The sequence below is a fragment of the Xanthomonas euvesicatoria genome (genome assembly GCF_013112235.1).
Classification (GTDB): Bacteria; Pseudomonadota; Gammaproteobacteria; order Xanthomonadales; family Xanthomonadaceae; genus Xanthomonas; species Xanthomonas euvesicatoria.
Window position 1 is genome coordinate 4283820 of record NZ_JABFFS010000001.1, and the last position, 26413, is coordinate 4310232.

The window sequence follows — 26413 nt, forward strand, 5'->3', positions numbered from 1 at the left end:
ACTGGGCAACCCGACCGTCTGCAGGATCCCTGCAAGCAGGGCCGGGCAGCCTTACTCGCCGCGCGGCTTCGGCGGACCCTTGCGGTGCGGCGCGCCGGCGCGGTCCATCGGACGGCCCGGGCCGTTCGGGCGACCGGACGGCTTGCCGCCACGCGGGAAGCGCGGCTTGGACGCCGCTGCGGCCGCTTCGCCGTCTTCCAGCTTGCGCATGTTGAGCTGCTGGCCAGACACCCAGACCTTCTTGAGGTGCTGCAGCAGTTCGCGCGGCATGTCGGCCGGCAGATCCAGAATCGAGTAATCGTCCTGGATGTCGATACGACCGATATAGCGGCTTTCCAGCCCGGCTTCGTTGGCGATCGCGCCGACGATATTGGCCGGCTTCACGCCGTGGCTGTGGCCCACTTCGATGCGGTAGCTCTCCATGCCGAACTCCGGCTCGCCACGTGGGGCCGGCTCGCGGCGTGGACGCTCGCCGGCATCGTCACCGCGCGGCGGGCGTGCAGCGCGCTCGCCGTCGGCACGCGGGCCACGTTCGAACTTCGGCTCGAAGCGGGGGCGATCGCCGCGGTCGGCACGCTCATGACGTTCGCGCGGCGCAGTGTCCTCGCGCGCACCGCGCACCGGCGGGGTCAGCAGGAACGGGGCATCGCCCTGCAGCAGCTTGGCCAGCGCGGCGGCGATATCGATCGCCGGCACGTTGTTTTCGGCCTCGTAGCGCTGCAGCAGGTCGCGGTACATGTCGATCTGGCCACCTGCCAGGGTCTCGGTGATGCGGCTCATGAAACGCGCGACGCGGGTGTCGTTGACCGCGTCCACGCTCGGCAGCTGCATCTCTTCGATCGGCTGACGGGTGGCGCGTTCGATGGAGCGCAGCATGCCCTTCTCGCGCGGCGTCACGAACAGGATCGCGTCGCCGTTACGCCCGGCACGGCCAGTGCGACCGATGCGGTGCACGTAGCTTTCGGTGTCGTAGGGAATGTCGTAGTTCAGCACGTGGCTGATGCGCTCCACGTCCAGACCGCGAGCGGCCACGTCGGTGGCCACCAGGATGTCCAGCTTGCCGTCCTTGAGCTGGGCGATGGTCTTCTCGCGTGCGGCCTGCTGCATGTCGCCGTTGATGGCCGCTGCCGCCATGCCGCGCGCCTGCAGCTTCTGCGCCAGCTCTTCGGTGGCCGCCTTGGTGCGCGCGAAGATGATCATGCCGTCGAACGGCTCGACCTCGAGAATGCGGGTCAACGCGTCCAGCTTGTGCAGCCCGCTCACCCACCAGTAGCGCTGGCGGATGTTGGCCGAGGTGGTGGTCTTGGCCGCGATGGTGACTTCGGCCGGGTCCTTCAGATAGGTCTGCGCGATACGGCGGATGGCCGGCGGCATGGTGGCCGAGAACAAGGCCACCTGGCGCTGCTCCGGCAACTTCTTCAGCACCGCTTCGACGTCGTCGATGAAGCCCATGCGCAGCATTTCGTCGGCTTCGTCCAGCACCAGCGTCTTGAGCTGGGACAGATCCAGGGTACCGCGGTCCAGGTGATCGATCACCCGGCCCGGGGTACCGACCACCACATGCACGCCGCGCTTGAGCGCGCTCAGCTGCTGGGCATACGGCTGGCCGCCGTAGACCGGCAGCACGCGGAAGCCGGGAATGGCTTCGGCATATTTCTGGAACGCCTCGGCGACCTGGATGGCCAGTTCGCGGGTCGGGGCCAGCACCAATGCCTGCGGCTTGACCTGGTGGAGATCGGCGTTGGACAGCACCGGCAGCGCGAATGCGGCGGTCTTGCCGGTACCGGTCTGGGCCTGGCCGAGCACATCGCGGCCGGCCAGCAACGCGGGGATGGTGGCAGCCTGGATCGGCGACGGCGACTCGTAGCCGACATTGGCAACGGCCTTCATCACAGCGTCCGAGAGGCCGAGATCTGCAAACAGCAGCGGCGCGGAAGATTCTTGGGTCATGGGTAACTCCGGAGGCGCCGCACGGAGCCGGCAGGCGCAAAGCAGCATAGTGTGCCTCTTCAGCCCCCTTGCTGTCGAAATTTTCGTGACAGTCCATTCAGGTTGTGAGGAATTGTGCTGCTGCGCGAATCATCCCCCGTGTCGTCCCTTGACCTGCCCGACCGGAGCCACGCCCCTGGACACAGACCTGCACACCCGCTTCAGCGCCCTGCTGCAGCAGCATCGCGGCATCGTGCTGAAGGTGGCGGCCAGCTATTGCCGCGGACGCGACGACCGCGACGAACTGGCGCAGGAAATCGCCACGCAACTGTGGCGGGCATTTCCCGGCTACGACCCGGGTCGGCGCTTTTCCACCTGGATGTACCGCATCGCCCTGAACGTGGCGATCAGCGATCTGCGCGGCCGCCGCGCGGCCGGCGAGCCGATCGCGCTGGATGCGGTGATGGAGCGCATCGCCGATCCACAGGCGCACGACCCCGTACGCGCGCAACAGGTGGCCGCGCTGTATGCCTTCATCGCACAGCAACCGCCGCTGGAACGCGCGCTGCTGTTGCTCTATCTGGACGAGCACAGCTATCGCGAAATCGGCGAAGTGCTCGGCATCAGCGAAACCAATGTCGCCACCAAACTCAGCCGACTGAAAACGCGCATTCGCGCCGAGCTGTGAACCCCACCGATCCGCAACCGGAGCAAGACATGGAACTGGACGACATCGCCCTGGCCTGGCGTTCCCTGGAACAACGGCTGGACCAACACGCTGCACTCACCGACCAGGTGCTCGGCGACCTGCGCAGCCACGCAGCGCGCGCGCATCTGCGCCCGTTGTGGCTGAGCCAGTCGGCGCAACTGCTGTGCGCCATCGCAGTGAGTGGCATCGTTGCCCACAGTTGGCTCAGTTTCGCCGAACAGGCCGCTGCCGTCGTCGGCGGCGTGTTGCTGCAGGCGTGGTGCGTTGCGCTGTCAGCGTCTGCGGCCCGTCAACTGTGGCTGTTGTCGCAGTTGGATTTCGCCAGGCCACTGCTGCAGACACAGCGCGCGCTTGCACAGCTGCGGCGCTGGCGCACGCGCGTGGCGCCGTGGCTGGGCGTGGCGTTCTGGGTGCTGTGGGTGGCAGTGGCAGACGCTGCGTGGCGGGTCTTCACCGGCCAGTCGTTGCCGACCGCCTGGCTGCTATGCAACCTGCTGGTCGGTGTCATCGGCGGCATCGGCACCTGGCTGGGCTATCGACGGCTGCAGCGCAGCGGTCACCCCTGGCTGGAACGCCTGGACGCCGCGCATGCCGGCCGCAGCGTCGCCCGCACCGAGACCCTGCTGGAACAGATCGCGCGTTTCCAGCGCGAGTAGGCGGATAATCGCGGCCTCCCTGCCACCGAGCACACCATGCAATACCTGGAATTCGACCTGGACGGCGACTACATCGAACTCAACCAGTTGCTCAAGCTGGCCGGCATTGCCGACAGCGGCGGCCAGGGCAAGGCGATCGTCGCCAGCGGCGCGGTCAGCGTCGACGGCGTGCAGGAGCTGCGCAAGACCGCCAAGATCCGTCCCGGTCAGCTGGTGCAGCTGGACGATGTGGAAATTCGCGTATTGGCATGGAACCCGGACGCCGAGCCTGACGCATGAGGGTGGTGGAGATCGGCCGGCGCAACAACGCACCTTCGGCCGACGATCCAACCCACGACGTCTGTGTTTTTTCGATCGCCATCGACTCGGACCAGCCGTTCTGGCTGGAGCAGTCCATCCGCGGCGGCCATGCCGAGCGAGGCGGCTGCAGCATGCTGGCCTTGCACGAACTGGATGCCTGGCGCGGCGACTGGCGTGCAGAGGTGACCAGGGCCGGTTGCGCCTGGGTGATTCCACTGCTGGAGCAAGCCCTGCATACCGGCGATACGCAGGCGGCCATCGATGCAATCCTGGCGCGGGTGCAAGCGACTGATTGAAGCTCACACCCGCCGGCGACGCTGCATCAAATGCCCAGCAGCGCGCGCACCAGTTTGATGATGCCCCAGAACGACACCACCCAGATGGCGCTGCGCAGGTACGGAATACCCGCGGCATACACCGGCACATACGCCACGCGCGCCCACAGGTAGAGCTGCACAGCGAGTGCTGTTTCTGCGCTGGTGCGCCCGGCCACGCTCACCGCCAGCACGGCGGCCGCGAAGATCGGAAAGGTCTCGAGATAATTGCGAAACGCACGGTCCAACCGCGCCGCCACGCCGGTGAGCGGCTTGGCCTCGCCATCGCGTGCGCTGGCATTCCACTTGGTGCCGCGCTGGGCGGTCATGCTGGCCGAGGCGGCCAGTAATTGCACCAGCCCGAGCACCATCGCCCAGCCCAGCATCTGCAGCTCGATCGTCCGTGGCATACGTTTCTCCCGGCCGATGGAAACATCACTTCACCGCCGTGCGCAGGCTGTAACCGGCCAACCGCCAGGTCTTGTCTTCGTCCAGACGGAACGAGACCAGCTCGCGGACCGGCTGCTGCGCCTTGGCGAAACGGGTCGGGAAGCTGACGTTGACATACAGGCCTTCGGGCACCTGCGCGCCGGGACCGTACTTGACCCGCGTGACCGAGCCCTGCCCGCGCCCCACCACCGCACCCAGCCGCGCGCGTTCGGTGCCGATCTGGCTAACGAAGGCGTCGCGCTTGACCGCGGTCTTGGCCACCTTGGACGCGCCATCCCACAAGGACGCGACTTGGTTGCCGTCCACCATCTGCGCCACGCGCAAGGCGGCCTGGGTCATCTCGATGTTCTGCTTGGTCAGCTGTGCATGCTGCGCCGGGCTGAGCGCCGGCTGCCCTGCGGGCGCTGCAGCGGCCGGTTGCGCCGCCGCCGGGCTGGCGGCGCGACCGGCCGCCTGCGGTTGTTGAGCGAACGCCAGCGCTGGAGCCAGTGCCAACACGATAACCAGACGAGAACGAAGCATGGGACAAGGACCTTGTACGGATCGGGTGGAAAGGGAGAGGCGCCGCCCACCTTTTAGTGGGTAGCGCAGTCTAGAGCGCGTCATGCGCAACACAAGTCTGCGGGTGCAGGTCCGGGGACGGCACTGACGACAACACGCCAAGCGCTGACGCGGGCCTCGGGAACAACGCATTGCTCGAGCGCGCAAGCGGCGAGCAGGGACCTCCGGCCACGGATGCGCGCATCGGAAGTCATCAGGTCTGGCAGCGGCGTTTCATCCTTCTGTCTGGAGTGGCAGGCATGCGCGCATTCCGCACAGGCACGCACCAACCTTGAATTCCCATTGCCGTTGTCAACACGATCTAGACCTCGCTCCCGGGAGCCGGCGGCACGGCCGCCACGCCACGCGGCCGCCACAGACGCCAACTGACCCAGAAGGCACGCGCGATTGCGGCAATCAGCGCCGCCAGACTCAGCCAGGTGGCCAGCGTCGCCGGCCATTGTTCGTGCATGGCCGCAGCGGCCAGACGCAGCAGCTCGGCCACACCGAAGCCAACCAGCACCAACAGGGCCGAAGGTAGATAGGCCAGTAACACACCCTTGGTCTTGCCTCGCATACGCCCCCCGGCTCGGTTGTGATGCAGCGACGATAGGCAGGGCGCAGTGCGATACGCGTGAAGCCCATCACTGCGCTCAACCGTCGGGGTGCGTCGCGGGCGACGGGCCGGCCTGGGCCGCGTCCTGCGCTGGCGCGGAGTCTGGTTCGGCTGCAGGTGTCGCCGCACCTGCGGCATCGCGCTGGGCTTGGTCGTTTTGCGTCTGGCCGGCCTGCGCCTCACCGGTCTGCGTCTCGGACGTCGGGGTGGCCGGCAGCGCCGCGGCATCGGTTTCGGCCAGCGGGCTTTCTTCCGGGCAGGCCGCATCCGGAAAGCCGAAGCGCTGCTTCAAGGCCAGGCCGCAGGCATTGACCGCGTCCAGGTCTGCACCCTCGCCCTTGCACTTCTGGTCGAAGGCGACCAGAAACGCGTCCTTGCGGCGTACGAAGGCATCGCCGCACTTGCGCATCTGGCGGATGCGTTCCAGATCGTCCTGCACGGCGTTGGTGCCGTCCAGCCCGTATTCGCGCAACTCTTCCACGCTGAGCAGGCGCAGGCTGCGGTTGGGCACGGTCATCATCAAGTCGGCCACCGCCACCGCCACGCCGTTGCGCTCCAGGTAATCCTTGACGTTGCCGTAGACCTCGCGCAGTTCGCGATTGAGCTCGGCGCGCGAAGTGGCCTTGGAGCTGATCCGCATCATGCGGTGAATGCCGACCTTGCCGGCGACCAGGCGGTTGTCGCCGGCCGCCAGCACGAACACGCAGGCGCTGTGGCAGATCGAGCCTTCGCGCACCCAGATGGTCCAGTTGGACTCGCCGATGGTATCGCCGGCGCGGATCGCCGCCTCCACCTGCCCGCCACTGGAATCCAGGTCCAGGATGCGATGCGGCAACTTCCACTGCTCCGCGACCGAGGCCAGCCGCCACACCAGCGCCGCAAAACCTGCATTGATCTTGCCGGCGTAGCGCACCCGCACCAGCCCGGTCTCGCGGCACGGCGCCAGCGCCGCTTCCACGCTGGCCCGGTCCAGTGCCGGCAACAGCGTGCCGTCGCCGGCCTCGCGGCTGTAATCGGTCGCGCAGCTGATCCAGGCCTGGCCCGATTCCAGTTCTGCCTGCGGCCAGCCGGCCTCGCCCGCCTGCGTGCGCGGGCGCGGTGGCGGGACCGGGTCGGGCGTATCCACCGACACCATGTGATCGCCATCGCTTGCCTGCCCTGCACCACTCTGCTGCGCAACCGCTGCATCGGCGGAGGTCGCCGACCGATCGCAGGCGGCCAGCAGGAGCAAACAGGCAAGGGACAGACAAACCGATTTCAGCATGATGTGGGGCACGGAACGCGACGGAGATCACCCGCAGTCTATGGCTGAATGGGTCGATGGGTTGACCCGGCCATAAACGCGCGGGCTCGCTGCAACCCTGTCCGAAAACGGCCAGCCGGCGCTGGGGCGAGCGCATAGACTGGCGCCATGCAGACCGCAACGCCCGACCGAACCCAATGCGACCGCGCGCGCCTGGCACGCGATGCACGCTTCGACGGGCTGTTTTTCACCGCCGTGCGCAGCACCGGCATCTATTGCCGCCCGGTGTGTCCGGCGCCGCCGCCGAAGCCGGCCAATGTCAGTTACTACCCCACTGCCGCGGCAGCCAGCGCCGCCGGCTACCGGCCGTGCCTGCGCTGCCGGCCGGAGCTGTCGCCGCAGGCGCAGCAACATCTGGGCGAAGAAAGCGTGCAGCGTGCGCTGGCGATGATTGCCGACGGCGCGCTGCAGGAGCAGCCGGTGCAGACGCTGGCCGATGCGGTGGGCTTGAGCGCGCGCCAACTGCAGCGGCAATTCGTGCAGCAGCTGGGCGCCACGCCGATCCAGGTGCACGGCACGCATCGGCTGCTGCTGGCCAAGCAATTGCTGACCGAAACCGCCCTGCCGGTCACCGAGGTCGCACTCGCGGCCGGCTTCAACAGCCTGCGCCGCTTCAACGCGGCCTTCCTGCACGGCTGCGGCATGCCGCCCTCTGCATTGCGCAAGCAGCGTACCGAGGTCCCCGGCGGCGAACTGACATTGCGCCTGGGCTATCGCCCGCCACTGGATCTGCCGGCGATGCTGGCCTTCTTGCAGCGCCGCGCGATCCCGGGCATCGAGCAGGTCGATGCCAATGGCTACCGGCGCGTCATCGGCCCGCCGGGCAAGGCCAGCGTGATCGAGGTCAGCGCAGCACCGCAGCGCGCGGAACTGCTGCTGCGCATCGGCGCTACCGACCCGCGCCAGATTCCGCAGATCGTGCGGCGCGTGCGCCGGCTATTCGATCTGGATGCAGACCTGCAGGCCGTGCACGCCACGCTCGCGCCGGAACCACTGCTGGCCGAGGCGCTCGCGCGCCGTCCCGGGCTGCGCGTGCCCGGCGGCTGGGACGGCTTCGAAGTGGCGGTGCGTGCGGTGCTGGGCCAGCAGATCAGCGTGGCCGGCGCAGCAACGCTGGCAGCGCGGCTGGTGAACCGTCATGGCGGTCATCATGCCGACATGCCACCCGGACTGGATCGCAGTTTCCCCACGCCCGAACAGCTGGCCGACGCGCCGCTGGAACAACTCGGCCTGCCGCGTGCGCGCGCCGCCACGCTGCGTGCGCTGGCATCGGCCTGCGCGCAAGGCCAGCTGCACTTCGGTGCCGGGCAGCGCCTGCCTGATTTCATCGCCGCCTGCACCGCGCTGCCCGGAATCGGGCCGTGGACCGCGCATTACGTGGCCATGCGTGCGTTGTCGCATCCGGACGCGTTTCCGGCCGGCGACCTGATCCTGCAGCAGGTGCTCGGCGCTCCCGGGCGCCTGAGCGAACGCGCCACCGAGGCCCGTTCGCAGGCGTGGCGACCGTGGCGCGCCTACGCCGTGCTGCACCTGTGGCATCTGGCCAACGACCGCAAGGACACCCGCGCATGAGCACACTGCACTACGACACCTTTCCCTCGCCGATCGGCGCACTGAGCGTGGCCGCCGACGACAGCGGCGTGCACCACATCCTGTTCGCGCAGAACCGCTACGACGCCATCGGCCGTGCGCGCTGGTTGCACAACCCCGATGCGCCGCTGGTGCGCGAAGCACGCGAACAGTTGCTCGATTACCTGCATGGCGGGCGACGCAGTTTCGATCTGCCGCTGGCGCCGGTCGGCACACCGTTTCAGCTGACGGTCTGGCGCACGCTGGCGCAGATTCCGTTCGGGCAGACCTGGAGCTACGCGCAACTTGCGCAGGCGGTCGGCAAGCCGGCCGCGAGCCGCGCGGTGGGCGCTGCCAACGGACGCAATCCGCTGCCGATCGTGCTGCCCTGCCATCGCGTGATCGGCGCCAATGGCACGTTGACCGGCTTCGGCGGCGGCCTGCCGACCAAGCAGGCCCTGTTGCAGTTGGAAGGCTGGTCCCCGCGTGGCGCCGCGCGCGCCGACGATCTGTTTGCACCTGCCTCGGCAGTGCGCACTGGCTGACTTCGCGGCGTCATCGCTGCGCCGTAAACTGACGCCATGATCGACCGACGTTTTGGAGTTGCCGCAGCGGCGCTTGCCTTGCTTGCGGCCTGTAGCAGCCAGCCATCTGCGCGCAGCGCGCCCACGCAGGTGCCGACTGCAGCGCCCAAGACCGCATCGGCCAGCACCCCGCACACACTGCTGCTCATCTCCATCGACGGCCTGCGCGCGGACATGCTCGATCGCGGCATCACGCCGAACCTGTCGCAACTGGCACGCGAAGGCGTACGTGCGCGCTGGATGACGCCCTCGTATCCGTCGCTGACGTTTCCCAATCACTACACCCTGGTCACCGGGCTGCGCCCGGACCACCACGGCATCGTGCACAACAGCATGCGCGACCCGACGCTTGGGGGTTTCTGGTTGAGCAAGTCCGAGGCGGTGGGCGATGCGCGCTGGTGGGGCGGCGAACCGGTGTGGGTGGGCGTGGAAAACAGCGGCCAGCATGCGGCCACCTGGTCGTGGCCAGGCAGCGAGGCGGCGATCAAGGGCGTACGCCCGTCGCAGTGGCGCCATTATCAAAAAGGCGTGCGCCTGGACACGCGCATGGACGCAGTGCGGGGCTGGCTGAAAACCGACGGCGCCCGGCGCAATCGCCTCGTCACGCTCTACTTCGAACATGTGGACGAAGCCGGCCACGACCACGGCCCGGAATCGCGCGAATACGCCGACGCCGTGCGCGCGGTGGATGCGGCCATCGGCCGGCTGCTGACAGGCATGCAACGCGATGGCACGCGTGCGCGCACCAACATCATCGTGGTCTCCGACCATGGCATGGCCGAGGTTGCGCCGGGGCATGCGATCAGCGTGGAAGACATCGCGCCGCCGCGGATCGCCACCGCAATCACCGATGGCCAGGTGATCGGCTTGCAGCCATTGCCTGGGCAACAGGACGCTGCCGAGGCCAGCGTGCTCGGTGCGCACGACCACTACGACTGCTGGCGCAAGGCGGAGCTGCCGGCACGCTGGCAGTACGGCAGCCACCCGCGCATTCCGTCGATCGTGTGCCAGATGCACGAAGGTTGGGATGCACTCTTCCCGGACAAGCTTGCCAAACGCGCGCAGCGGGGCACACGTGGCTCGCATGGCTTCGATCCGGCATTGCCATCGATGCGGGCGGTGTTCCTGGCGCAAGGCCCGGACCTGGCGCAAGGCAAGACACTGCCAGGCTTCGACAACGTGGATGTCTATGCGCTGATGACCCGGCTGCTGGGTATTCCCGCCGCGCCCAACGATGGCAACCCGGCAACCTTGCTGCCAGCCTTGCGCGTGCCGCCGGCAGCCGACGCCAAATAGACGCGACCGGCACCCGCAGCAACGCCGCCCTGCGCGCGCGCAGCATCTACGCCGAAAACGCGCACGCAGGCAAGACGCTGCGCCACGTCGTGGCCGCGCGGCTCATGTCGGCGACAGCACAGGAATGTGGCTCGCTGTAGACACCGCTGCGGCCCAGCAGTGCGACAATGACGCAATGTCTGGTTCCAATTCCCCGCCGCGTCGCTTGCGGCCGCTGTTGTCCAGCGAAGGCTGGCGTCGTCGCGCTGCACTGTGGGGCGGCGCCATTGCGGTGGCGCTGGTGGCGATCGTATTCGCCAAGGCCAGCGACGCGGCCTTTCATCTATTTCAACGCATCACCGCACACTCGATCTGGTGGGCACTGCTGCTGACGCCGGGCATCTTCGCGCTGCTCGCCTGGCTCACCTCCGGTGCGCTGCGGCCTACGCGCGGCAGCGGCATCCCGCAGGTGATAGCCGCGCTGGAGCACCCGGAGCCGGCGTTTCGCGACAGCAACCTCTCGTTGCGCGTGTCGGTTGGCAAGCTCGCGTTGACCACCTTGTCGCTGCTCGGCGGCGCATCGGTGGGACGCGAAGGACCCACCGTGCATGTCGGCGCCAGCCTGATGCATGTGTTCGGGCGCTGGTTCGGTTTTCGCGACCCACGCGAGCTCTCGCATTTCCTGCTCGCCGGCGGCGCCGCCGGTATCGCGGCCGCATTCAATACCCCGCTTGCGGGCGTGGTCTTTGCGATTGAAGAGCTGAGCGGGCGTTTCGAGCACCGCTTTTCCGGCACCCTGCTCACCGCGGTGATCGTCGGTGGGGTGGTGTCGCTGGGCCTGCTGGGCAACTACACCTATTTCGGCAAGGTGGCCGTGGCCTTGCCCTTGGGCCAGGCCTGGCTGGCGATCGCCTTGTGCGGCAGCGTGGCCGGGTTACTCGGCGGCATCTTCGCGCGGATGGTGCTGGCCAGCGTCAGCGGCAAACCGCGCTGGTTGGGCGCGCTGCGCCAACGGCATCCGGTGCTGCTGGCCGCATTGTGCGGCGTTGCACTGGTCGGGCTGGCGCTGGTGTTCGGACAAGGCGCCTTCGGCACCGGCTACGAACAGGCGCGCAGCCTGGTGCAGGGGCATGCGGTGGTCGGCCACGAGTTCGGCATGATGAAACTCATCGCCAACCTGGTCTCGTATCTGGCCGGCATTCCAGGTGGCCTGTTTTCGCCGGCGCTGGCAGTGGGTGCCGGCATCGGCCACAACCTCTCGGTGCTGATGCCCAGCGTGGATCCGCGCACCTTCGTGCTGTTGGGCATGTGCGCCTATCTCACCGGCGTGACCCAGGCGCCGCTGACCTCGGCGGTGATTTCGCTGGAACTCACCGACACCAGCCAGATGCTGCTGCCCATCCTGGCCACCGTGCTGATCGCGCGCGCAGTCTCCGGGCTGGTCTGCAAGACGCCGATCTATCGTGGCCTGGCCGAGCAGTTGCTGGCACCGGGTGGCGCTACCGTGGCACCGACGACTTCCGCGCCTGGTCACTGACGCTGGATGCGGCCGGCCAGCAGTGCGCAGCGCGGCCGGCTGCGACAGCAACGATCCAGTGCCGGGTCGCCTGGTGATCGACCACATGTCCCGGCGTTGATCAGGTGGCGCCGGGCCTAAGCCAGCGCGCACACGTACGCCAGGTCCATGAACGTGCCGGGGAAAGTTGCCGCGAACTGATCGGGCATCGCCTGACCAGCCGGCGCCTTCACGATGCCGGCCGGGCAATGCCGGACAGCGGACATAAAAAAACGCGGCGCAAGCGCCGCGTTCTGGTGTCGCGAAGCTGGCCGGGATCAGCCGGCCTTGGCGACGGTCTTCTTGGCGACGGCCTTCTTGGCCGGGGCCTTGACCACGCCCTTCTTGGCAACCGGGGCAGCTGCACCCACGACAACCTTGCTCACCGCGTGCGAACGCGAATTGCCGTAGCTGGCGTTGTAGCGCTTGCCCTTGGCGGTCTTACGGTCACCCTTACCCATTTCGTCGACTCCTGAATGTGAATACAAATTCCCGTGCTGGCACAGGTCTGGCGAGGTTTCACCGGCGGCGCCCTCGCGCAAGGCCGACAAGCCTACCACGGCGGCCCCGGCGCGCGTAGCTGGGCAGCGCCCGGCCGCCTTGCGGCACTGATCGACCCAAGAACGATGCATGCAGTCGTGGACTGTGCGCGGCCGCGGTTGGAGCAGCAGAGCAGCCAGAAAATGCGGGGGCAGACGTGGAGGAACTCCGCTGTCCGCATCGGCCTGGCGGCGACGCAACCGCACTACGACAAAGGCTTAGTGCGACTAACAAAACGTAGCGAGCAGCTATCAGGTGGGCACGAACGGCGCGCTCAGAACCTTAGCGTACGCGTGGTACATGCCGATTCCGAGCACCGGCCGCGCCCGCCTGGCGGCTGCGCAGTCGTGTTGTTAGCCGCCCTTAGTGCGCGCAGCTGGCGTCGTGCACATGCCCATGCCCGTGATTCAGACGCAGATTGACCAGGTGGGCGATACCGACCAGGGCGCCGCCCAGCGTCATCACCACCGCGTGCGGCACCACCGAATGATGGAGCGGGTCGTACAGCAGGCCCAGCCACAGCAACCCCAGGCCGGGCAGCAGCAACGCCAGTGCATGCAGCGCTTTGTGCCGGCGATACCCGAGCACCAGGCTGAAAAGGCCCAGCAGCGTCACGAACACCACGATGGCCCGTTCCACCCCGTCGCCCAGCCAGAACGACAGGCCCAGCGAAGGCGCCAGCGCCAGCACCAGTGGCAATACCGCACAGTGCACCGCGCACAGCAGCGAGCCGGTTGCGCCGAAGCGGTCAAGAAGATGGCGAAGGGTTGGTAGAGGCATGACGTCCAGCAGGGTACTCGCGGCGACGTGGAATAATATAACATCTTACTGTTCCAGCCCCGCATCAGTGCATCGCGCAGTCATGCGGGCTCGCCGCCGGCGCAGCAGGAAAGCTGCGCCTTACCACTGATACACAGTAACAATTACAGAGTCCGGTCCACCATGCCCTCTTTTGCTCCCTCTTTCCGCCGTTCTGCGCTCTCGCTGGCCCTGACCAGCCTGCTGACCCCTGCCCTGGCCATGGCCGAGGACGCTCCGGTCGCTGCCGATGGGCAGACCCCGCCCAGTTCGGACACGCGCCACGATGCCAGCCCCTCCAGTGGGCGTCATATCAAGGATCTGGACAAGGTGGTGGTCACCGCCAGCCCGCTGCGCGATGCGGCCGGTGAGTTGAGCCGCCCGGTGGAAGTGCTGGCCGGCGAGCGTCTGGACGAGGTGCGCAGTTCCAGCCTGGGCGAAACCGTGGCCAGCCTGCCCGGCGTGCAGAGTTCCAACTTCGGACCCGGCGTGGGCCGGCCGATCATCCGCGGCCTGGACGGCCCGCGCGTGGCAGTGCTGCGCGACGGCCTGTCCACCCAGGACGTATCCACCGTCAGCCAGGACCATTCCCCGGCGATCGAGCCGTTCCTGGCCAACCAGATCGAAGTGCTGAAGGGTCCTTCGACCTTGCTGTATGGCTCCGGCGCCATCGGCGGCGTGGTCAACGTGGTCGACGGGCGCATCGCCGAGACCCCGGTGGACGGCTTCAGCGGGCGCGCCGAAGTGCGCATGGACGGCGGCGACAAGGACGGCAACACCGACATGTTCCGCGTCGATGCCGGTAATGGCAGCGGGCTGTCGATCCACGCCGATGGCGTGTATCGCAACCAGAACGACTACGACACGCCGAAAGGTCGCCAGCTCAACAGCTGGATCGATTCCAAGGTGGGCTCGATCGGTGCATCGCTGTCCGGCGACTGGGGGTTTGTCGGCCTGTCGGCATCGCGTTTCCGCGACAACTACGGCAACCCGGGCGAGCCGGGCGACCCGTCCATCGGCGAGCGCGGCGTGTCGCTGAAACTGCAGCAGGACCGCTACGACCTCAAGGGCGGGCTGACCGATCCGTGGGGCGAAGGCAGCGCGTTGCGTTACAGCTTCGGCCATACCGATTACGCACATACCGAATTCGAAGGCGCCGAAGTCGGCACCGTGTTCACCAAGCGGGCCAACGAAGGCCGCGTGGAAGCCTCGTTCACGTTTGGCGGCGGCTGGCAGACTGCATTCGGTCTGCAAGGCAGCGACAGCACCTTCCAGGCGATCGGCGAAGAATCCTTCGTGCCCAAGACCGATACACGCTCGCTCGGCGCATTTGCCGTTGCGCGCAACAGTTGGGAGCGGGTCACCGCGGAAGTCGGCGCGCGCGTGGACAAGGTCAAGTACCAGACCGATGTCGGCGTGGATCGCGATTTCACGCCGACCAGCTTCTCGGCCAGCGGCGGTTTCCGCTTCAACGAACAATGGCGTCTGACCGCCAACCTGGACCATGCCGAGCGCGCGCCGGCCGAAGAAGAACTGTTCGCCAACGGCCCGCATATCGCTACCCTCGCCTTCGAAATCGGCGACGCCAACCTGAAGACCGAGAAGGCCAACCAGGCCGAGCTGGGATTGAATTTCCAGAACGAATGGGTGGATGCCAAGGTGGCGGCGTACTACAACCGCTACAACGACTTCGTCTACATCGTCGACACCGGCGGCCAGTGGTTCAACGAAGAAGACAACGACTTCCTGCCGATTCGCCAGTGGACGCAGGCCGATGCGATCTTCCACGGCTTCGAAGGCGAGGCCACCGTCCACCTGGCCAACAACGAGAACGGTGCGTGGGACCTGCGCGTGTTCGGGGATACCGTGCGGGCGCGCCTGAACGATGGCGGCAACCTGCCGCGGATCGCACCGGGCCGCTTCGGTGCGCAGCTGCGCTGGGATGCGCAGCAGTGGCGCGCATCGCTCGGTGCCACCCGCACCATGAAGCAGGACAAGGTGGCAGTGAACGAAACGCCGACCGACGGCTACACCTTCGTCGATGCACATCTGGCGTATCACGTGGACCGCGGCAGCACGGCGTGGGAAGTGTTCCTGGACGGCAACAACCTGACCAACCAGGACGCACGCGTGCACACCTCCTTCCTCAAGGACGATGTGATGCTTCCTGGCCGCAGCGCCTCGTTCGGCGTGCGCCTGTTCTTCTGACGGCAGACTCTCTCCCCTGCTGACTGGAAGGAAGGCCGCCTTCGGGCGGCCTTTTTTATGTGCATTGCCGAGCTATCGGCGCCGGCTTGCGCGCACTGCACTGCGCCTGCAGTCGCGTTCGCCAGCGCGTGGGTCTGCACGACACTCAGGACGGAAGCACCCACGCGCGACACGCCAGCACGACCTTCTTCCCAACGTGGAAGCGCAGCCCACGGCTGCTGCGTCGCACAACACGCTGCGGCGCATCTAGGGTTAAAACTTCATTAGCACTGCGCTGACAGGGGGCGCAAGCGACGCGATAGCGCGGGCGCGCGCGTGCACTGGCTGCCGATGCCTGCACACGCGGCGTGGCTCGGCAGCGTTCTTGCACTTTAAGACAAGGAGCCTTGCGCATGCGTTTTTCATCGCCCCGCTACACCCTTTCGCTTGCCGTCGCTGCCGCGCTGCTGGCACCGGATGGCCGCACGCAGACCGCCACGCCTGCATCAGGCAATCAGGAGGCCACCACGCTGGATGCGGTCATCGTCAGCGGCACCGCGCGCTTCAAGGGCCTGGCCAAGCGCGACGCCAGTTTTTCGATCACCACGGCCAGCCCGGAGCAGATCCAGCAGGCGGTGCCGCAAAGCACCGCCGACCTGCTCAAGATCGTGCCCGGCGTGTGGGCCGAGCCCAGCGGCGGCGGCACCGGCGCCAACATCTTCGTGCGCGGCATGCCATCGGAAGGCGATGCGCCGTTCGTGACCATGCAACTGGATGGTTCGCCGCTGTTTCCGCCGCCGACCTTGTCGTTCCTGGAGAATTCCACGCTGTTCCGTGTCGATGACACCGTCGAACGCATGGAAGTGCTGCGCGGCGGCTCCAGCCCGATCTTCTCCAACGGCCAGCCCGGATTGACCGTCAATTTCATCCAGAAAAAAGGCCAGGACGAACCCGAAGGCAGCGTGCGCCTGACCGGCGGCAACAACGCCTTGCGCCGCATCGATGTGTTCAACAGCGGACCGATGGGTAATGGCTGGTACTACAGCGTAGGCGGTTTTTTTCGCGAAACCGACGGCGTGCGCGACCCGCAGTTCTCCGCCGACAAGGGCGGCCAGTTCAGCGCCACCTTGAGCAAGCGCTGGGACAACGGCGAGCTGTCGTTCTACGCGCGCCACACCGACGATAACAACGCGTTCTACACCGCGATCCCGTTGCTCTCGCGCAACAACGGCAACGATCTTTCCAGTTTCCCCGGCTTGAACGCGCAGACCGGCACCCTGCTCGGCCGCGATTTCCGCAATGTGGATCTGTTGGTCGGACCCGATGGCCAGACGCTGCGGCGCGACCTGGCCGACGGGCGCGGCGTCAACATCGACGTGTTCGGCGGCGAATGGAACTGGGAGAGCGGCGGCTGGACCGTTGCAGACCGCTTCAATGTGATCAGCGGCAGCGCACCGACCTACGCGCTGTTTACCGGCGATGCGCCACAACGCCTGGGCGATTTCATCGCCAGCTACGGCAGCAGTGGTAGCGCCAGCTACACCAATGGGGGCGGCGTGGTGGATGCGAATCAGCAGGTGCTCGAAGCCGGATGGTGGTCGGTGGACAAACGCCTGAATTCCTTTACCAACGACCTGCGTCTGAGCCGCGAGCTGTTTGCCGGCAACACGCTGACGGTGGGCGCGTATTACGCCAAGTATTCCTCTGCCGACACCTGGTACCTGGGCAATACCATGTTGCTCACCGCGCAAAACAACGCGCGCCGCATCGATGTGGCGTTGGACGATGGCCGCCAGGCCACGCGCCAGGGGTTCACCAGTACCGCGTTCTTGAACCTGCGCGCCAAGTACGACGGCGAAAACATCGCCGCTTTCGTCGCCGACGAGTGGGAGCTGAGCGAACGCCTGCGCCTGGACCTGGGCGCACGCTACGAGCGCCAGAGCGTCACCGGCGATGTGCACGACGCCACGACCGTGGATCTGGATGGCAACCCGGCCACGTTGTACGACAACGCCACCTCGCTGGCGCTGGCGACCACCCGGCGCATCGATCAGAACGATGAAGCGTTGTCATGGACAGCCGGTCTGAACTTCACGCTGGACCAGCACAACAGCCTGTTTGCGCGGGTCAACTCCGGGGTGAAGTTTCCCGGCTTCGACAACCTGCGCGATGGACAGACCCGCGTGCAGGACGTGGATCAATACGAGCTGGGTTTGAAGTCCGGCACAAGCGTCTACGACCTGTATCTCACCGCGTTCTACAACACCTTCAAGAACTCGCCGTTCCAGGCATTCCTGGCCAATGGCGAGAACTTCACCGCCGTGGGCGATTCGCGCGCACGTGGCCTGGAGGTGGAGGGTGCGATCCGGCCGTTCGGCGGGTTCGAGCTGGCTGGCACCGGGGTGTGGCTGGACGCCAAGTACCGCAATTATCGCGAGTTCACCGGCAACCAGGTGATGCGCCAACCCAAGCGCCAGTTCCGCATCACGCCCAGCTATTACTGGATGCTGCCGTTCGGCGACCTCAAGGTGTTTGCCACCTATTCGTACATCGGCGAGCGCTTTGCGGACCTGGCCAACAGCCAGCGCCTGCCCTCGTACGACATGCTGGATATCGGCGCCAACCTGCATGTGGGCGAACATTGGGAAGTGACGGCCAGCGGCAGCAACGTCACCGACACGCTGGGCCTGACCGAAGGCAACGTGCGCGTGCCTGGCGCAGCCACCGGTGGTGTCTTCATGGGCCGCCCCATCGCCGGGCGGCAGTACCAGATGTCGGTGGCGTACCGCTGGTAGTTCGCCGCCACACGCTGAGCCGCGCAGCAGCGCAGACTGCTGCGCGGCACCTCGCTACCGCATGCCTCGATGCGCAGCCTGGTGGCACTGACATGCCCGGGCCATGGCCGACGTTGCCAGACGCTGCGGGCCCCATGCGTTTTCCCATGCGCGGCAGACGGTGTAACACGGTGATGACAGGACGGAGCCGAACAGCGCCGCATGCGAAGCACGACGACGCATCGTGATCGCTTATTTCGATCGAAGTGACTGCCACTGCCAAATTTTTCTGCAATTTTCGTCGGCAGAACTTCGCATGCAACGCATCACCCGACACGCCAGCCGTAAATTGCGCGATGTGTCACGAAGATGTCGTCTCTGGCATGCCTTGCAGACAATGCTGCCCCCATTTGTAATCCAGGCGTTCTTGATGCGCACGCATCGACAACATCGGCTGCGTCGACACGCACAGGGGAGCCGACGCCGGACCTGACGCAGCGTCCATCGGCAGACATGCGCTTGGTAACTCAACTGGGATAAACGCACATGGCTCTTGTTGCAGCCTCCTTTGCATCGATGTCGCACACCCCGGGCATCGACACGCAGCATCTGACTGCCTGCGGTGCAGCTCGGCTTTCGGATCGCACTGCCTGACGGGCTTTCCGGACCCGGCTGGCACCTGTTGGGTCCTTCACTCGCATTCCTCTTTCCGGCTCCACCAACACCGGCTTCACAGGCGCGAGCTTCGTGGAGTGGAGCAGTTGCAAAGGCCGATCGCGCGGTTGGCCTGACGGAGGAGTGTGTCACTCGACGGCGCCCCCCATTTGACTGGAATCAAACGGAATGAACTCTCTTCGCAGGCGACCTCTCGCGCTGTTGATCGTTGTCCTCCTGAGCGGCAGTACGCCGCCGTCGGTACTTGCTGCCACCCAGGCAACGGCTGCCGCCACCCCGGCCACTGCCAGCGCCAGCGCCAGCAATAGCGCCACAGCGAAAGCCACTGGCAACGACCCATTGCTGCGGTACCAGTGGCATATCTCCAATCAGGGGCAGGCCGTGATCGGCGACAGCCGTCCGGTCGCCGGCGTGGACATGGATGTCGACATCCTGCATGCCCTGGGCATTCGCGGCCGCGGCGTGCGGGTCGGCGTAGTGGACGATGGGCTGGAATTGGGCCATGAAGATCTGGCAGACAACATCCTGCCAAACGGGTCGCACAATTTCGGCGACGGGTCACACGACACCACGCCGATCGACCCGAACAATGGTCACGGCACGTCCGTCGCCGGCATCATCGGTGCGGTGGGCTGGAATGGCCGCGGCGGACGCGGCGTAGCGCCAGAAGTGCAACTGGCAGGATTCGACTTTCTTGCACGCGACTCTTCGGTCACCGACGCCAGCATCCGGTATGCATGGGGCGATGGCCCGGAGGCGCGCAACATCGATGTCTTCAACAACAGCTGGGGTTCCACTACCCCGTTCTACCAGGATTTTCCGCTGGAAGACCAGCGCAGCTGGGAAGCATTGATGGCTTCGACACGCGGAGGCCTTGGCGGCATTTACGTCAAATCTGCGGGCAATAGCTTCCTGCGCTTCCTTGTGCCCGACGAGAACGGAAACCCCGTCAATATCTGCAGCGAACAATCGCGTGCATTGAAAGTCGGCTGCTCGCTGGCCAACATCGATCCGTTGGCAAATCTGCCCGGAACCATCGTCGTGGCCAGTCTGAATGCCAAGGGCACCCGCGCCTCGTATTCGTCCACAGGCTCTGCGCTGTGGGTCTCCGGTCTTGGCGGCGAGTTCGGCCGTCAACGCAAGTTCTATCCCGACGCAGCGTCCACCTTTTACCCGGACGCAGTCCCCTATGCCTACGACCCGGCGATTGTCACCACCGATCTCAGCGGCTGCGCAGCTGGCGACAACGTCGAAGCTCCCGACGTGGTCTACAACGCATTGGACGGCAGCAAGTCGAAGATCGACGCATCGTGCAACTACAACGCCGTCATGAACGGCACCTCGGCTGCAGCGCCCACGGTGTCTGGCGTGGCTGCGTTGATTCTCGGTGCCAATGCGAGCCTGAGCGCACGCGACGTCAAATATATCCTTGCGACAACCGCGCGCCAGATCGACCCATGGCAGCCGCAGGCGGTCTACCAGGGCAGCGTAATCGATCCGGGCTGGATCACCAACGCAGCCGGGCACCGCTTCAGCAATTGGTACGGCTTCGGCCTGGCCGATGCCGCGGCCGCGGTCTACAAGGCGCGCTATTTCACGCCCCTGCCGCCCATGCGCGATACCCAATGGATCAGCTCCACCGATGCCGCCAGTCAGATCGGCGGCCCGGCGCGCCCGGGCAAACTGCGCATCCGTGTGCAGCAGGCGATGAAGGTGGAAGCGGTGCAGCTGTCGCTGCAGTCGGCGCACAAGACGCCGTCCAACCTGCGTGTGGTGCTGGTGTCGCCGAGCGGGACGCGCAGCGTTGTCGCCACGCCGTTTTCCGTCCTGGATCCGGCTGCTTATGCGCAGACCGGGTTCTATATCGACCTGACCTCCAGCAATGCGTTTCTGGACGAGAAATCGCGCGGCATCTGGACCCTGGAAGTGACCGACATGAGCGATCCCAGGAGCACTGTCGCACTCAACGCTTTCAAACTTCGCATCGTGGGGCACTGATATGAAACCGATGATTGTTGCTTGCCTATTGACGCTGTCACTCGCCGCAACCGGTGCTGCCCAGGCAGTGCAATACATGGACGCCAACACCCTGCGTGCGGCAGCGACCGGCGTGCGTTTCAAGTCCGGACCGGACATGTTCCGCATGCTGCCGGCCACGGTGGTGAGCGAGCACAAGCCGCCACGGAACGCGATATCGGCGCAGCGGTCGGCAGCCAAAGCCGGCATTACGGGTGCGGTGGCCCCCAGCGACAAGGTCGCCGCGCGCATCGGGCCGTATGCGGTGGTGCTGGATGCGCCTGCGGGTGCCGCACGCAGTCTTGCCACGAACACCGAACGCCCCATCGCCGCTGCGGTGAATGAGCGCAACGGACGTGTCGTGCTGGTCAACCCGCAGGTGAAACTCACCGGTATCACGCCCGCCACTGCGAAATCGCTGGCTGCCAGCACCGGCGGAACCATTGCATACACCTCGACGGTGGACGGCAGCGCGGTGATCACCTATGCATCGGTGGACCAGGCCCAGCGCGCACTGCCCGGCCTGCAGCGCAGCAGCGGTGTCGCGCAGGCGGCGCTGGTGGTCATGCAGGCGGTGATGCAAACGATGTAAGTACATCGGCCGCAGGCCGATCCCTGCGGCCGTTTCACGTCAGGCAGCCTGCCGGCCGGTTTGGCCGGCACCTGCATCTGGCGTGCGCCCCCATGACCGATACCATGCCATGACACTGTCTCCCCTGCGGCGATTGCCGCTGCTTTGCGCGTGCCTGCTGGCGCTCGGGCCCTTCTCGCTGACAGCCGATGCTGCAGCAACCGGCGTTGACGCGCCGATCAAGACCACCCAGAACACAAACAATGCCAGCGACCCGTTGTTCCGCTACCAATGGCATCTGCTCAATCAAGGCCAGCCGGTGTTCGGCGACCAGCGTCCACGGCCAGGCGTCGATCTGGATGTGGACATCCTGCACACGCTTGGCATTCGCGGAGCCGGAGTCAAGGTGGCGGTCATCGATGGCGGGCTTGAGATTGCGCATGAGGATCTCGTCGACAACATCGTTGCCGGCGGCTCGCATAACTTCTTGAATGGTTCCAACGATCCGACGCCGCCTGCGGATGAAATCGACAATGACCACGGCACCGCGGTCGCCGGCATCATCGCGGCACGCGGATGGAACGGGCTGGGTGGACGCGGTGTTGCGCCGGAGGCGAATGTAGCTGGCTTCAATGCACTTTCCATAGTCGATGGCAGCAAGCAGTACGTCGATATCCGTTACTCCTGGGGCGATGGCCCGGAAGCCCGTGCGATGGACGTGTTCAACAACAGCTTCGGCATCTCGACAGCGGTCTATCCATTCAGCGATCTCGACGAGCAGCGCTCTCTGGAAAAAATGATGCGTGCCCAGCGTGGCGGCAAGGGCGGCATCTACGTCAAGGCAGCCGGCAATGATTTCAATACGCTGCTTGATGTGGATGCACAGGGCAAGCTGATCGATCGCTGCAGCGACCAGACCCGGCAGCTTGGCGTCGCCTGCAGCAGCGCCAATATCGACAACCTCAACAGCCTGACCACCATGATTGTGGTCGGTGCGGTCAACGCCGACGGTGTGCGTGCGAGTTATTCCTCGCCCGGATCCGCAGTGTGGGTGTCCGGTCTCTCCGGCGAATTTGGGTTCCAGCGTCGCTTCGACCCGCATCCTGAGACTTACAGTCCGTTCTATACACTGCTCGCTGCACAGGGACCGCAACCATTCTTCTCACCGGCGATCGTGACGACCGATCTGAGCGGATGCGCGGCAGGCAATAACCGCGATCGCACGCGTGCGCCGCAGAACGCGCTGGATACCAGCCACTCAAAGATCGATGCCTCGTGCAACTACAGCGCACGCATGAACGGCACCTCTGCCGCCACACCGACGGTTGCAGGCGTCGCAGCGCTGATGCTGGGCGCCAACCCGCAACTGACGCTGCGCGATGTCAAATACATCCTGGCGACGACGGCGGTGCAGGTCGATCCCCATCAAGCCAAGGCGTTCTACAAGGACGCCGTGATCGAGCCCGCCTGGATCACCAACGCGGCCGGCCACCGTTTCAGCAACTGGTATGGCTTCGGCTTGGTGGATGCAGCCGCGGCGGTGGAGCGTGCGATGCATTTCACTCCGCTGCCTGCAATGCAAGACACCGAGTGGACCGTCTATGACGGCAAGAGCAGCACCATCGGCGGCATCGGTTCGCCAGCGCGATTGGCGATCGACATCAAGCAGTCCTTCAAGGTGGAAAGCGTACAGCTGTACTTCGCGGGGACGCACAAGAATCCTCGTCAACTGCGCGCCGTGCTGGTCTCGCCCAGCGGCACCCGCAGCACCGTGATGACGCCGTTTTCCACGCTCGATCCGGGCGATGGCTTCGTGGTCTTCCTGACCTCCAGCAATGCCTTCCTGGATGAGGCGGCCGCCGGTCGCTGGACATTGGAGGTGGACGACATGCTCGCCGATAACGGCAAGGAACAACTGCAGCAATTCGAAATGCGCGTGGTGGGCCACTGACATGAAAACTTCTCTGATCACATTGCTGTGCGTCGTTGCCGCCAGCATGTCTGCACCCGCCTCGGCACAGGTGTTCGATCGCGCCCGCCTGCGGGCTGCCGCAACCGGGCAAACCGTGGTGGTGGACCGTGCCAGTTTCCGGCTGATTCCAGCGGCAGTGGTACAGCTGGCCGACACCACGCGCGGTACGGCCGCCACGCAAACGCTAGCAAGCACGCAGGCCAGCGCGAACGCACCGGTTGCCCGCGTCGATCGCTACGCGATCTACCTGGACACCAGCGGCGCGGCGAACGCGGTCGCGCGCACCGTGCGCAGCGAACCACCGGCGACCGTCGTTGCCGCGCTGGAAATGCGGAGCGGCCAGCCGGCATTGCTCGGCGCTTCGATCAAATTGTTCGAGACCACGCCAGCCATCGCGCGCGCACTGGCCACGCGTACGGGCGGCTGGCTGATCTATGCCTCCGCCACCGACGGCAGCGCGATGATCGGCTATGCCTCGGCGATGACCGCATTGGACAATTGCCGCCAGCTGCAAGGCAGCAACGGCGTGGGCGCGATCAAGCCGGAAGTGGTCGTTCCGGCGGCACGGCCGTTGTGACGCCACTGCGCGAGAACCGCGGCAGTCACGCGTGCCACGCTGCTGCAGTGTGTTGCAGCGTGGCGCGTCGGCGCAGCCCGCCTTACAGCGGCAGCGGGCTGCGCTCTGCAAACTGCCCGCGCCAATAGGGGTAGTACGGGTACGGCGGCTCCACCGCGCTGGCCTGATCCAGGCGGGCACGCTGGTCGTCGGTCAACGACCACCCCACCGCACCGAGGTTTTCGCGCAGTTGCGCCTCGTTGCGTGCACCAATCAGCACCGTGCTCACGGTCGGCCGCTGCAGCAGCCAGTTGATGGCGATCTGCGGCACGCTGCGGCCGGTCTCTGCGGCGATGACGTCGAGCGCATCGACGATGTCGAACAAGCGCGTATCGTCGATCGCCGGGCCGGCCGCGGCGGTGGCGTGCAGACGGCTGTGTTGTGGCAATGGCTGCCCACGCCGCAGCTTGCCGGTCAGCCGCCCCCAACCGAGCGGGCTCCACACCACCGCACCGATACCTTGGTCGATACCCAGCGGCATCAGCTCCCATTCGTAGTCGCGCCCGGCCAGCGAGTAATACGTCTGGTTGGCGACAAAGCGGCTCCAGCCGTGCGCATCGGCCACCGCCTGCGACTTCATCAGCTGCCACCCGGAATAATTGGACGCGCCCAGATAGCGCACCTTTCCCGCGCGCACCAAGCCATCCAGCGTGGACAGGGTCTCTTCCATCGGCGTCATCGCATCGAAGGCGTGCAGCTGCAGCAGATCGATGTAGTCGGTGCGCAAACGCCGCAAGGAGGCCTCCACCGCACGCAGCAAACGGAAACGCGAGGCGCCGGCATCGTTGGGGCCATCGCCCAGGCGCAGGCCGGTCTTGGTCGAGAGAATCACCTGATCGCGGCGGCCCTGCAGGGCCTGGCCAAGGATGTCTTCGGATGCGCCATCGGAGTACACATCGGCGGTATCGAACAGGTTGAGCCCTGCATCCAGGCACACATCGATCATGCGCCGCGCCTGCGCCACATCGGTATCGCCCCATGCAGAAAACAGCGGCCCCTTGCCGCCGAACGTGCCGGCCCCCAGGCCAAGCACGGGCAGCTTGAAACCGGAACGGCCCAGTAGACGGGTTTCCATTGAGAATTCCTTGGTAACGTTGAATGAGAGATGCGTTGGGTGACCGCTGGCCGCTCGCGCTTGTGGAATGCTGGGCGCGAAACCAGTGTTTATGCGCCTCGAATGCCGCCTGAGGCGCACTGCGCCAACCCGGCGAATGACCAGCGCGCGATCACCTCACCCCATCTGCGTACAGGCCAGTGGCGCAGTCGCGCGGCGGCGTTGCAACTGCACGCTCCATAGCGCCATGCCCAGCCCGATGGCACTCAACAGCGCGGCCACCCAGGGCGTTGCGGCCAGGCCCGCCTGCGTGGCGATCACCACGCCACCCAGCCATGCGCCCAGCGCATTGCCCAGGTTGAAGGCGGCGATGTTGAGGCTGGAGGCCAGGTTCTGGCCGGCGCCACGCGCGTGTTCCAGCACGCGCAACTGCAGTGGCGCCACGGTGGCAAAGGCGGCCACGCCCAATAGCCCGACAAAGGCCACCATGGCGGCCTTGCTGTGCAGGACACACCCCAGCGCGCCGAGCACCACCACCAGGGCGGCCAGGCTACCCAGCAGGGCCGCGGTGGGGCGACGGTCTGCCAGCCGGCCACCGAGCAGATTGCCGACGATCATGCCCACGCCGAACACCAGCAGCACCGGCGACACTGCCGATTGCGCAAGGCCGGTGACCTGCAGCAGCAGCGGCTGGATGTAGGTGAACACCGCGAACACGCCGGCGTAGCCCACCACCGTGATCGCCAGCGCCAGCAGCACCTGCCCCCGCTGCAACACCGCCACTTCCTGCCGCCACGACACCGGCGTGGCAGCACCTGCCGTGGCCGGTACCCACACCGCGACCGCGGCAGTGGCCAGCACGCCGATCGCTGCCACCGCCCAGAAGGTCGCGCGCCAGCCCAGTTGCAGGCCCAGCCAAGCACCGGCCGGCACCCCGAGCAAGGTGGCCACGGTCAGCCCGGCGAACATCAGCGAGATGGCCGATGCACGGCGTTCGGCCGGCACCAGCGACGTCGCCACCACGGCGCCGACGCCGAAAAACGTGCCGTGGGCCAGCGACGTCAGCACCCGCGCGAGCATCAGGCTGGTGTAGTCCGGCGCCAGCGCGCAGGCCACGTTGCCGACGGTGAAGATCAGCATCAGCCCGATCAGCACCGCCTTGCGCGGCAGGCGTGCGCTGGCCAGGGTCAGCACCGGCGCACCGACGAACACGCCCAGCGCATAACCGCTGATCAACAGGCCTGCCGCGCTGAGCGAAACGCCCAGATCGGCGGCCACCTGCTGCAGCAGCCCCATGATCACGAATTCGGTCGTGCCAATGCCGAAGGCACCGATGGTCAATGCCAGCAATGCCGGCGGAAAGCGCGACGCACGCGCAGAGGTGAGATTGGACATGGGCATGGCCAGGGA

General features: G+C 66.2%; 23 protein-coding genes and 1 other RNA gene. 14 read left to right on the forward strand and 10 right to left on the reverse strand.

Features of this window, described 5'->3' with window-relative positions; all coding sequences use genetic code 11:
• Positions 1-51 precede the first annotated feature (51 nt).
• Positions 52-1950, reverse strand: a complete 1899-nt coding sequence (locus HLH45_RS18395; protein ID WP_046931892.1) for a DEAD/DEAH box helicase — start codon at positions 1948-1950, stop codon at positions 52-54.
• Positions 1951-2098: 148 nt separating this feature from the next.
• Here HLH45_RS18395 and HLH45_RS18400 point away from each other — a divergent pair, with 148 nt between their 5' ends.
• From HLH45_RS18400 to HLH45_RS18415, 4 genes are read left to right on the forward strand one after another with little or no spacing between them, the layout of a single operon-like run.
• Positions 2099-2617 carry a sigma-70 family RNA polymerase sigma factor gene (locus HLH45_RS18400; RefSeq protein WP_008576880.1) on the forward strand — a complete coding sequence of 173 codons (519 nt, stop codon included), beginning with the start codon at positions 2099-2101 and terminating at the stop codon, positions 2615-2617.
• Between the two features lie 29 nt (positions 2618-2646).
• The gene (locus HLH45_RS18405) at positions 2647-3294 is read left to right on the forward strand and encodes a hypothetical protein (RefSeq protein WP_008576881.1); all 648 of its coding nucleotides are present in this window, start codon (positions 2647-2649) and stop codon (positions 3292-3294) included.
• A gap of 36 nt (positions 3295-3330) precedes the next feature.
• Positions 3331-3573, forward strand: a complete 243-nt coding sequence (locus HLH45_RS18410; protein ID WP_005912879.1) for an RNA-binding S4 domain-containing protein — start codon at positions 3331-3333, stop codon at positions 3571-3573.
• On the forward strand, positions 3570-3890 hold the full coding sequence (locus HLH45_RS18415; protein WP_008576882.1) for a hypothetical protein: 321 nt from the start codon (positions 3570-3572) through the stop codon (positions 3888-3890). The genes HLH45_RS18410 and HLH45_RS18415 overlap by 4 nt, the downstream gene beginning before the upstream one ends.
• 26 nt (positions 3891-3916) lie before the next feature.
• On the opposite strand, the gene HLH45_RS18420 is transcribed toward HLH45_RS18415, so the two are convergent.
• From HLH45_RS18420 to HLH45_RS18435, 4 genes are all read right to left on the reverse strand, one after another.
• Complete coding sequence (locus HLH45_RS18420; protein WP_008576883.1) at positions 3917-4318, reverse strand: MAPEG family protein; 402 nt, start codon at positions 4316-4318, stop codon at positions 3917-3919.
• A 25-nt stretch (positions 4319-4343) separates the two neighbouring features.
• Positions 4344-4880: a DUF4019 domain-containing protein gene (locus tag HLH45_RS18425; RefSeq protein ID WP_008576885.1), complete on the reverse strand. Its 537-nt coding sequence runs from the start codon at positions 4878-4880 to the stop codon at positions 4344-4346.
• A 340-nt stretch (positions 4881-5220) separates the two neighbouring features.
• Complete coding sequence (locus tag HLH45_RS18430) at positions 5221-5475, reverse strand: hypothetical protein (RefSeq protein ID WP_005912872.1); 255 nt, start codon at positions 5473-5475, stop codon at positions 5221-5223.
• A 76-nt stretch (positions 5476-5551) separates the two neighbouring features.
• Positions 5552-6778: a COG3904 family protein gene (locus HLH45_RS18435; protein ID WP_046931893.1), complete on the reverse strand. Its 1227-nt coding sequence runs from the start codon at positions 6776-6778 to the stop codon at positions 5552-5554.
• 147 nt (positions 6779-6925) lie between these two features.
• Between HLH45_RS18435 and HLH45_RS18440 the strand changes: the two genes are divergently transcribed.
• The 4 genes from HLH45_RS18440 (at position 6926) to HLH45_RS18455 (ending at position 11782) form a co-directional block, all read left to right on the forward strand.
• Positions 6926-8389 carry an AlkA N-terminal domain-containing protein gene (locus HLH45_RS18440; RefSeq protein WP_008575644.1) on the forward strand — a complete coding sequence of 488 codons (1464 nt, stop codon included), beginning with the start codon at positions 6926-6928 and terminating at the stop codon, positions 8387-8389.
• A complete protein-coding gene (locus HLH45_RS18445; protein ID WP_046931894.1) occupies positions 8386-8931 on the forward strand; it encodes a methylated-DNA--[protein]-cysteine S-methyltransferase in 546 nt (181 codons plus the stop codon). Before HLH45_RS18440 ends, HLH45_RS18445 begins: the two co-directional genes overlap by 4 nt.
• 36 nt (positions 8932-8967) lie before the next feature.
• Positions 8968-10266: an alkaline phosphatase family protein gene (locus HLH45_RS18450; RefSeq protein ID WP_008571872.1), complete on the forward strand. Its 1299-nt coding sequence runs from the start codon at positions 8968-8970 to the stop codon at positions 10264-10266.
• A gap of 124 nt (positions 10267-10390) precedes the next feature.
• Positions 10391-11782, forward strand: a complete 1392-nt coding sequence (locus HLH45_RS18455) for a chloride channel protein (protein ID WP_008571873.1) — start codon at positions 10391-10393, stop codon at positions 11780-11782.
• Between the two features lie 296 nt (positions 11783-12078).
• On the opposite strand, the gene HLH45_RS18460 is transcribed toward HLH45_RS18455, so the two are convergent.
• From HLH45_RS18460 to HLH45_RS18470, 3 genes are all read right to left on the reverse strand, one after another.
• Positions 12079-12261, reverse strand: coding sequence for a 30S ribosomal protein THX (locus HLH45_RS18460; protein ID WP_008571876.1), 183 nt, complete (start codon positions 12259-12261; stop codon positions 12079-12081).
• Positions 12262-12565: 304 nt separating this feature from the next.
• Positions 12566-12642, reverse strand: a non-coding RNA gene (locus tag HLH45_RS18465) — sX9 sRNA.
• A gap of 61 nt (positions 12643-12703) precedes the next feature.
• Positions 12704-13120, reverse strand: coding sequence for a MerC domain-containing protein (locus HLH45_RS18470; protein WP_008571877.1), 417 nt, complete (start codon positions 13118-13120; stop codon positions 12704-12706).
• Positions 13121-13282: 162 nt separating this feature from the next.
• On the opposite strand from HLH45_RS18470, the gene HLH45_RS18475 reads away from it, so the two are divergent.
• The 6 genes from HLH45_RS18475 to HLH45_RS18500 all read left to right on the forward strand — a co-directional run bounded on the left by HLH45_RS18475 (position 13283) and on the right by HLH45_RS18500 (position 23910).
• Positions 13283-15346, forward strand: a complete 2064-nt coding sequence (locus tag HLH45_RS18475; RefSeq protein ID WP_008571878.1) for a TonB-dependent receptor — start codon at positions 13283-13285, stop codon at positions 15344-15346.
• A 392-nt stretch (positions 15347-15738) separates the two neighbouring features.
• Entirely contained in the window at positions 15739-18120 is a 2382-nt protein-coding gene (locus HLH45_RS18480) for a TonB-dependent receptor (RefSeq protein WP_008571879.1), read from the forward strand.
• A gap of 855 nt (positions 18121-18975) precedes the next feature.
• On the forward strand, positions 18976-20772 hold the full coding sequence (locus tag HLH45_RS18485; protein ID WP_033478572.1) for a S8 family peptidase: 1797 nt from the start codon (positions 18976-18978) through the stop codon (positions 20770-20772).
• Between the two features lies 1 nt (position 20773).
• Positions 20774-21382, forward strand: coding sequence for a hypothetical protein (locus tag HLH45_RS18490; RefSeq protein ID WP_033478573.1), 609 nt, complete (start codon positions 20774-20776; stop codon positions 21380-21382).
• 109 nt (positions 21383-21491) lie between these two features.
• Positions 21492-23312, forward strand: a complete 1821-nt coding sequence (locus HLH45_RS18495) for a S8 family serine peptidase (RefSeq protein WP_008571882.1) — start codon at positions 21492-21494, stop codon at positions 23310-23312.
• A gap of 1 nt (position 23313) precedes the next feature.
• The gene (locus HLH45_RS18500) at positions 23314-23910 is read left to right on the forward strand and encodes a hypothetical protein (RefSeq protein ID WP_008571884.1); all 597 of its coding nucleotides are present in this window, start codon (positions 23314-23316) and stop codon (positions 23908-23910) included.
• 82 nt (positions 23911-23992) lie between these two features.
• On the opposite strand, the gene HLH45_RS18505 is transcribed toward HLH45_RS18500, so the two are convergent.
• Both HLH45_RS18505 and HLH45_RS18510 read right to left on the reverse strand, forming a co-directional pair.
• Complete coding sequence (locus tag HLH45_RS18505; protein ID WP_008571885.1) at positions 23993-25024, reverse strand: aldo/keto reductase; 1032 nt, start codon at positions 25022-25024, stop codon at positions 23993-23995.
• 156 nt (positions 25025-25180) lie between these two features.
• Positions 25181-26398, reverse strand: coding sequence for an MFS transporter (locus HLH45_RS18510; RefSeq protein ID WP_014090618.1), 1218 nt, complete (start codon positions 26396-26398; stop codon positions 25181-25183).
• Between the last annotated feature and the right edge of the window lie 15 nt (positions 26399-26413).

What these genes read in the sequence shown, in the direction of transcription:
- HLH45_RS18455 (WP_008571873.1), top strand. Translation starts at nt 10,391, where the DNA reads ATGTGGCTCGCTGTAGACACCGCTGCGGCCCAGCAGTGCGACAATGAC.
- HLH45_RS18435 (WP_046931893.1), bottom strand. Translation starts at nt 6,778, where the DNA reads ATGCTGAAATCGGTTTGTCTGTCCCTTGCCTGTTTGCTCCTGCTGGCC.
- HLH45_RS18425 (WP_008576885.1), bottom strand. Translation starts at nt 4,880, where the DNA reads ATGCTTCGTTCTCGTCTGGTTATCGTGTTGGCACTGGCTCCAGCGCTG.
- HLH45_RS18490 (WP_033478573.1), top strand. Translation starts at nt 20,774, where the DNA reads ATGAAACCGATGATTGTTGCTTGCCTATTGACGCTGTCACTCGCCGCA.
- HLH45_RS18480 (WP_008571879.1), top strand. Translation starts at nt 15,739, where the DNA reads ATGCGTTTTTCATCGCCCCGCTACACCCTTTCGCTTGCCGTCGCTGCC.
- HLH45_RS18405 (WP_008576881.1), top strand. Translation starts at nt 2,647, where the DNA reads ATGGAACTGGACGACATCGCCCTGGCCTGGCGTTCCCTGGAACAACGG.
- HLH45_RS18440 (WP_008575644.1), top strand. Translation starts at nt 6,926, where the DNA reads ATGCAGACCGCAACGCCCGACCGAACCCAATGCGACCGCGCGCGCCTG.
- HLH45_RS18410 (WP_005912879.1), top strand. Translation starts at nt 3,331, where the DNA reads ATGCAATACCTGGAATTCGACCTGGACGGCGACTACATCGAACTCAAC.
- HLH45_RS18420 (WP_008576883.1), bottom strand. Translation starts at nt 4,318, where the DNA reads ATGCCACGGACGATCGAGCTGCAGATGCTGGGCTGGGCGATGGTGCTC.
- HLH45_RS18460 (WP_008571876.1), bottom strand. Translation starts at nt 12,261, where the DNA reads ATGGGTAAGGGTGACCGTAAGACCGCCAAGGGCAAGCGCTACAACGCC.
- HLH45_RS18510 (WP_014090618.1), bottom strand. Translation starts at nt 26,398, where the DNA reads ATGTCCAATCTCACCTCTGCGCGTGCGTCGCGCTTTCCGCCGGCATTG.
- HLH45_RS18395 (WP_046931892.1), bottom strand. Translation starts at nt 1,950, where the DNA reads ATGACCCAAGAATCTTCCGCGCCGCTGCTGTTTGCAGATCTCGGCCTC.
- HLH45_RS18450 (WP_008571872.1), top strand. Translation starts at nt 8,968, where the DNA reads ATGATCGACCGACGTTTTGGAGTTGCCGCAGCGGCGCTTGCCTTGCTT.
- HLH45_RS18470 (WP_008571877.1), bottom strand. Translation starts at nt 13,120, where the DNA reads ATGCCTCTACCAACCCTTCGCCATCTTCTTGACCGCTTCGGCGCAACC.
- HLH45_RS18445 (WP_046931894.1), top strand. Translation starts at nt 8,386, where the DNA reads ATGAGCACACTGCACTACGACACCTTTCCCTCGCCGATCGGCGCACTG.
- HLH45_RS18430 (WP_005912872.1), bottom strand. Translation starts at nt 5,475, where the DNA reads ATGCGAGGCAAGACCAAGGGTGTGTTACTGGCCTATCTACCTTCGGCC.
- HLH45_RS18495 (WP_008571882.1), top strand. Translation starts at nt 21,492, where the DNA reads ATGACACTGTCTCCCCTGCGGCGATTGCCGCTGCTTTGCGCGTGCCTG.
- HLH45_RS18505 (WP_008571885.1), bottom strand. Translation starts at nt 25,024, where the DNA reads ATGGAAACCCGTCTACTGGGCCGTTCCGGTTTCAAGCTGCCCGTGCTT.
- HLH45_RS18475 (WP_008571878.1), top strand. Translation starts at nt 13,283, where the DNA reads ATGCCCTCTTTTGCTCCCTCTTTCCGCCGTTCTGCGCTCTCGCTGGCC.
- HLH45_RS18500 (WP_008571884.1), top strand. Translation starts at nt 23,314, where the DNA reads ATGAAAACTTCTCTGATCACATTGCTGTGCGTCGTTGCCGCCAGCATG.
- HLH45_RS18415 (WP_008576882.1), top strand. Translation starts at nt 3,570, where the DNA reads ATGAGGGTGGTGGAGATCGGCCGGCGCAACAACGCACCTTCGGCCGAC.